The 6,360-nt window shown below is 45.0% G+C and carries 5 protein-coding genes; all 5 read left to right on the top strand.

Going from position 1 to position 6,360, the window contains the following annotated elements; all coding sequences use genetic code 11:
* Positions 1-18: 18 nt before the first annotated feature.
* Positions 19-2,652: a pyruvate, phosphate dikinase gene (gene ppdK / locus WMO25_RS13220; protein ID WP_349085671.1), complete on the top strand. Its 2,634-nt coding sequence runs from the start codon at positions 19-21 to the stop codon at positions 2,650-2,652.
* Positions 2,653-3,066: 414 nt separating this feature from the next.
* Complete coding sequence (locus tag WMO25_RS13215; RefSeq protein ID WP_349085673.1) at positions 3,067-3,552, top strand: LeuD/DmdB family oxidoreductase small subunit; 486 nt, start codon at positions 3,067-3,069, stop codon at positions 3,550-3,552.
* 1 nt (position 3,553) lies between these two features.
* A complete protein-coding gene (locus WMO25_RS13210) occupies positions 3,554-4,807 on the top strand; it encodes a 3-isopropylmalate dehydratase large subunit (RefSeq protein WP_349085670.1) in 1,254 nt (417 codons plus the stop codon).
* A gap of 62 nt (positions 4,808-4,869) precedes the next feature.
* Positions 4,870-5,361, top strand: coding sequence for a LeuD/DmdB family oxidoreductase small subunit (locus WMO25_RS13205; protein WP_117526983.1), 492 nt, complete (start codon positions 4,870-4,872; stop codon positions 5,359-5,361).
* Positions 5,362-5,377: 16 nt separating this feature from the next.
* Positions 5,378-6,360 (top strand): 3-isopropylmalate dehydratase large subunit (locus tag WMO25_RS13200; RefSeq protein WP_349085672.1); only part of this gene is annotated, 983 nt, incomplete at its 3' end.

Raw genomic sequence — 6,360 nt, 5'->3', positions numbered from 1 at the left:
ATTTAAGGGGGATTTATAATGCGCAAGTGGGTTTATATGTTTACAGAAGGTAATGCAAGTATGCGAGAACTGTTAGGTGGCAAGGGTGCCAACCTGGCGGAGATGACGAATCTCGGTTTACCTGTTCCGCAAGGTTTTACAATTACAACAGAAGCTTGTACACAGTACTATGAGGATGGACGATATATCAATCAGGAGATTCTTGACCAGATTATGGAAGCTATTGCAAAAATGGAAGAGATTACCGGCAAGAAATTCGGTGATAAAGAGAATCCGCTCCTTGTATCCGTTCGTTCCGGTGCCAGAGCTTCCATGCCTGGCATGATGGACACAATCCTGAATCTCGGATTGAACGAGGAAGTCGTTCATGTCCTGGCGAAGAAGTCCGGCAATCCAAGATGGGCCTGGGATTGCTACAGACGATTTATCCAGATGTATTCCGATGTCGTTATGGAAGTGGGCAAGAAGTATTTTGAAGAGCTCATTGACAAGATGAAGGCTGAAAAGGGCATCAAGCTGGATATCGAACTGACAGCTGATGATCTGCACGCACTGGCAGACCAGTTCAAAGCCGAATATAAAGAGAAAGTCGGCAAAGACTTCCCGGATGATCCGACAGATCAGCTGATTTATGCCATCAAAGCTGTTTTTCGTTCCTGGGACAACCCAAGAGCTAATGTTTACCGTATGGACAATGATATTCCATATTCATGGGGAACTGCTGTCAATGTACAGATGATGGCTTTCGGCAACATGGGAGAGACATCCGGTACAGGTGTTGCCTTTACCCGTGATCCGGCAACCGGTGAGAATCGTCTTATGGGTGAATTCCTTCTGAATGCCCAGGGTGAAGATGTTGTGGCCGGTGTCCGTACACCACAGAAGATTTCTCATCTGCAGGAGATTATGCCGGATGTTTATGACCAGTTTGTAGGTATCTGCCATAAACTTGAAGACCATTACAGAAATATGCAGGATATGGAATTTACTATTGAAAACGGTCATCTCTATATGCTGCAGACTCGTGACGGCAAACGTACCGCTCAGGCTGCACTTAAGATTGCCTGTGATTTAGTGGATGAAGGCATGATTTCCGAAAAAAAGGCAGTGGCCATGATTGACCCGCGTAACCTTGATACATTGCTTCATCCACAGTTTGACCAGGCCGCTTTAAAGAATGCCGTTCCAATCGGTAAAGCCCTTGGTGCTTCTCCTGGTGCTGCCTGCGGCAAGATTGTATTTTCGGCAGATGATGCCAAAGAATGGGCAGATCGGGGTGAAAAGGTTGTGCTTGTCCGTCTTGAGACATCCCCGGAGGATATCGAAGGCATGAAGGCAGCTCAGGGCATCCTGACTGTTCGCGGCGGTATGACATCCCATGCAGCGGTTGTGGCCCGTGGTATGGGTAAATGCTGTGTATCTGGATGCGGCGATATCGTCATGGATGAAGAGAATAAACGCTTTACCCTCGGTGGCAAAGAATATCACGAAGGTGATGCTATTTCCATAGATGGTTCAACAGGCAAGATTTATGCAGGTATTATTCCAACCGTTGATGCAACTATTGCCGGTGAATTCGAACGTATTATGAGTTGGGCGGACAAGTACCGCACTATGGGTGTTCGTACCAATGCAGATACGCCTAGAGACGCCAGAAAAGCCCGTGAACTCGGTGCACAGGGTATCGGTCTTTGCCGTACCGAGCATATGTTCTTCGGCGAGGGCAGAATTGATGCTTTCCGTGAAATGATCTGTGCAGAGACGAAGGATGAACGCGAAAAAGCGCTTGAGAAGATTCTGCCGTATCAGCAGGATGACTTTGAACAGATTTATGAGGCCATGGAAGGACTGCCGGTAACGATTCGTTTCCTTGACCCGCCATTGCATGAATTTGTTCCTACAGAGGAAGAGGATATTGAGAAATTAGCAAAAGCTCAAGGCAAGAGCATTGATCATATTAAAGGCATCATTCAGGGACTCCATGAATTCAACCCGATGATGGGACACCGCGGCTGCCGTTTAAGTGTCACCTATCCTGAGATTGCTGTCATGCAGACAAGAGCAGTTATCCGTGCCGCCATCAAAGTCCAGAAGGCACATCCTGAATGGACACTGGTGCCTGAGATTATGATTCCGCTGGTAGGCGAAATCAAGGAATTAAAATATGTCAAGAAAACTGTTGTAGAAACAGCGGATGCAGAAATTAAAGCATCTGGTATTGATCTGAAATATGAAGTTGGTACAATGATTGAAATTCCGAGAGCAGCACTGACAGCGGATGAGATTGCATCCGAGGCAGACTTCTTCAGTTTCGGAACCAATGATTTGACACAGATGACTTTCGGATTTTCAAGAGATGATGCAGGCAAGTTCTTAAACGCTTACTATGATGCCAAGATTTATGAGAGTGACCCATTTGCAAAGGTAGATCAGAAGGGTGTTGGCAAACTGATGAAGATGGCTATTGACCTTGGCCGTCCGGTTAATCCGAAACTGCATATCGGTGTATGCGGCGAACATGGCGGTGATCCGTCATCCGTGGAATTCTTCAATAAGCTTGGCTTGGATTATGTATCCTGTTCACCGTTCAGAGTGCCAATTGCAAGATTGGCAGCAGCCCAGAGTGCGATAAAAATGGCAGAGGCGAAATAATACAGATGTTAGAGGGGAAAGCAAAATATCCTGTTAAAGAGTAAAATTGCCAACCAATCTAAAAATTGTCCAAACGTAAAAATTGACCTTGTAGGTCTGTAGCAATACAGACCCACAGGGTCTTTTTTATTATCAAAATAGAGCGAAAACCTTGATTTTAGGCAATTTTTAGCACCCTGATAAAACACAAATTTTATTTAGTATTTCTTCAAAATATTTCCGGATATATTTGAATTGTTGTTGCAAAGAAGTTGAAGCAACAAATGTTTTGAAAAACACTGTAAAATCAAGGTATAACAACATCTCTAGCTATAATAATGAGTTATAGCTTCTATTTAAAATATGCATATTTCTTATACACCAATCTGTGATAGAATAGTAGCAGAGTGACAAGAACAGAAAGGAAATTTCATGATGGATAAAGGAACAATCTTTAAATTTTATAACGACCTTGATACAGACCAGATCATTGCATCCCAGTATCTGCTGCTGCCGAATCTGGAGGAAATGAAAGCCCATACTTTCGAATCTCAAGATCCTGATTTTGCAAAGAAGGTAAAACCTGATGATTATGTGGTAGCCGGGGAGAACTTCGGCTGCGGTTCTTCAAGAGAACAGGCACCTGGCGTTTTAAAAGCCCTTGGTGTAAAGGCTGTTATTGCCAAATCATTTGCCAGAATCTTTTTCAGAAATGCCATTAATATCGGACTTCCGGCCATTGTCTGTAAAGATCTTCCAGATGATGTTCAGACAGGAGACACCATGGAACTTCATATGTCTGAGGGTACGGTTGAAGCCAATGGCAAGACCTATACATGTACCAAGCTTCCGGAGTATATGCAGCATATTTTAAATCAGGGCGGCTTAATCGCTTCTTTGAACAAAGAGGAGGACAAGTAAGATGGGAATGACAATTGCAGAGAAAATTATTGCCGCAGCCGCAGGTGTTGAGAGTGTACGTCCCGGCGATATTCATACAGTGAATCTTGACAGAATGATGAGCAATGACGGTACAACACATCTGACCGTTGATATGTACAATAACCAGCTGAATCATCCACATATCGCAGATCCAAAGAAACTGGTTTTTATTGTTGACCATAATGTACCGTCCGACAATCCGAAGACAGCCGCCTCCCAGAAGAAGATGAGAGATTTTGCCAGAGAAAACGGTATTGATTTCTGGGAAGGAAAAGGTGTCTGCCACCAGATCATGATGGAGAACTATGTCTGTTCAGGAGAATTGATTTTCGGTGCAGACAGCCATACATGTTCTTACGGTGCCATAGGTGCATTCGGTACCGGTGTGGGCTGTACAGACTTCCTTTACGGTATGGTTACAGGTACATCCTGGGTACTGGTGCCCGAAACAGTGAAGTTCAACCTGATCGGCAAACTGCCTGATGGTGTTTATGCCAGAGATTTAATCCTTGAGATCATTGGTACCGTGGGTGCCAACGGATGCAACTATCAGGTCATGGAATTTACAGGCGAGGGTGCGAAGACACTGAGCATTTCAGATCGTATCGCGCTTTGCAACATGGCAGTTGAAGCTGGTGCGAAGACAGGTATTTTTGAACCGGATGAGAAAGCCATTGCTTATCTCGAAGAACACGGACGTAAGCCTAAAGCCGTTTATCACAGTGATCCGGATGCAGTTTACGCCAGAGAATATACATTTGACTTATCCAAGATTCGTCCCGTTGTCGCAAAACCTGACTTCGTAGACAATCTCTGTCCGGCTGAAGAAGTGCGCGGTATTAAGATTGATGAAGCATTCCTTGGTTCCTGCAACAACGGCCGTATTGAAGACCTTCGTGTTGGTGCGTCCATTCTCAAAGGGCATAAAGTTGCTGACAATGTACGTTTTCTTGTTGTCCCGGCCAGCCTTGAAATCTACAAACAGGCTTTAAAAGAGGGGCTGATTGATATCTTTATGGATGCCGGTGCCATTGTCATGAATCCAAACTGCAGTGTCTGCTGGGGCAGCTGCCAGGGTGTTATCGGTGAGAATGAAGTTCTCATCAGTACAGGTACACGTAACTTCAAAGGGCGTGCCGGACATCCAAGCTCCAAGGTTTATCTTGGCTCCGCAGCAACAGTCACAGCATCTGCCATTGCAGGGAAAATTGCTTTAGCTGAAGATATTCAGTAATTCCGTAATCCGTTGAACAATACATAATAACAACATTGAAATGACGATGAGGTGTAACAGACATGGAAAATATGACAGGTAAGGTATGGATATTGGGAGACGATATCGACACAGATATCATTATCCCGACAGAGTATCTGGCCATGAAAACAATCGATGATATGAAACAGTATGCTTTCAGTCCGCTGCGTCCTGAACTGGCAGGACAGATTCAGAAAGGGGACATCATTGTAGCCGGCAAGAATTTCGGCTGCGGCTCTTCAAGAGAACAGGCACCAGAGATTATCAAAGCACTTGGGATTCAGTGCGTCATTGCAAAATCTTTTGCAAGAATCTTTTTCAGAAACGCCATTAACAACGGCCTGCTTTTAATCGAACAGCCAGATCTTTATGACGATATCAAAGAGGGTGACACCATCACAGTTCATATGAATAAACATGTGGATTACAACGGCAAAGAATATCCGATCGCTGCCCTTCCTGAAAATCTCATGCGCATTATTCAGGCCGGTGGCCTTGTAGGCGCCATGCGCAAACTGAATGGACTGGATTAGGAGAAAGGAGCAGACAATGGGCGAGACGATTATTGAAAAGATTATCAGACATAATACGGGAAAAAGTGTCAAACCGGGTGATATTGTCACAGTCAATGTAGACCGGGTCATGATCCATGATATTTTTATTCCTTTTGTAGCAGAGAAATTTGAAGAAATGGGCTTTTCCAAGCTTTATGATCCGGAAAAAGTCATTTTAATCTATGACCATCTTGTTCCGGCCAGCCAGCTGGATGATACAAGACATTTTCGCATCGGTGATGCTTTTGCAGCCAAATACGGCATGCCTCATGTCCACAGAAGCGACGGTATCTGCCATCAGCTCATGACAGAAGCAGGCTATGTGAAGCCGGGGGATGTTGTTTTCGGCACTGACAGTCATACAACCACCTACGGCTGTGTCGGCGCATTTTCATCCGGTATCGGCTATACAGAGATGGCCAGTATTCTTGGTACAGGCACGATGTGGATCAAGGTGCCTGAAACCATCAAGGTCGTTATCGAGGGCGAACTTCCGGCTAACGTTATGTCCAAGGATATTATCCTTCGATTGATCGGTGATCTTGGCGCAGATGGTGCTACTTATAAGGCCCTTGAATTTTTCGGTAGCACGGTTGACAATATGTCGGTTGCCAGCCGAATGACCATGTCCAACATGGCAGTTGAAGCCGGTGCCAAATGTGCTTTATTTACACCGGATGAGAAGACCGCCAAGTACTGTGACATTGAATTAAATGATTACCAGAAAAGCTTAAAAGGTGATGCCGATGCCGTTTATGTCAGAACACTGACTTATCGTGCAGAGGATTTTGTCCCTGTTATGGCCTGCCCTTCACAGGTGGATAAGATTCGTGACGTCAGCACCCTTGAAGGAACACCGATCGATCAGGTATTCATCGGTTCCTGCACTAACGGCCGTCTTGAAGACCTGGCCGCTGCTGCAGAAGTTTTGAAGGGGCAAAAAGTAGCTGATTATGTGAAGTTGATCGTTACCCCTGC

It is taken from the genome of Coprococcus intestinihominis (genome assembly GCF_040096555.1).
In the GTDB taxonomy this organism is placed as follows: domain Bacteria; phylum Bacillota; class Clostridia; order Lachnospirales; family Lachnospiraceae; genus Coprococcus_A; species Coprococcus_A intestinihominis.
This window is presented reverse-complemented; position numbering and strand designations above follow the sequence as displayed.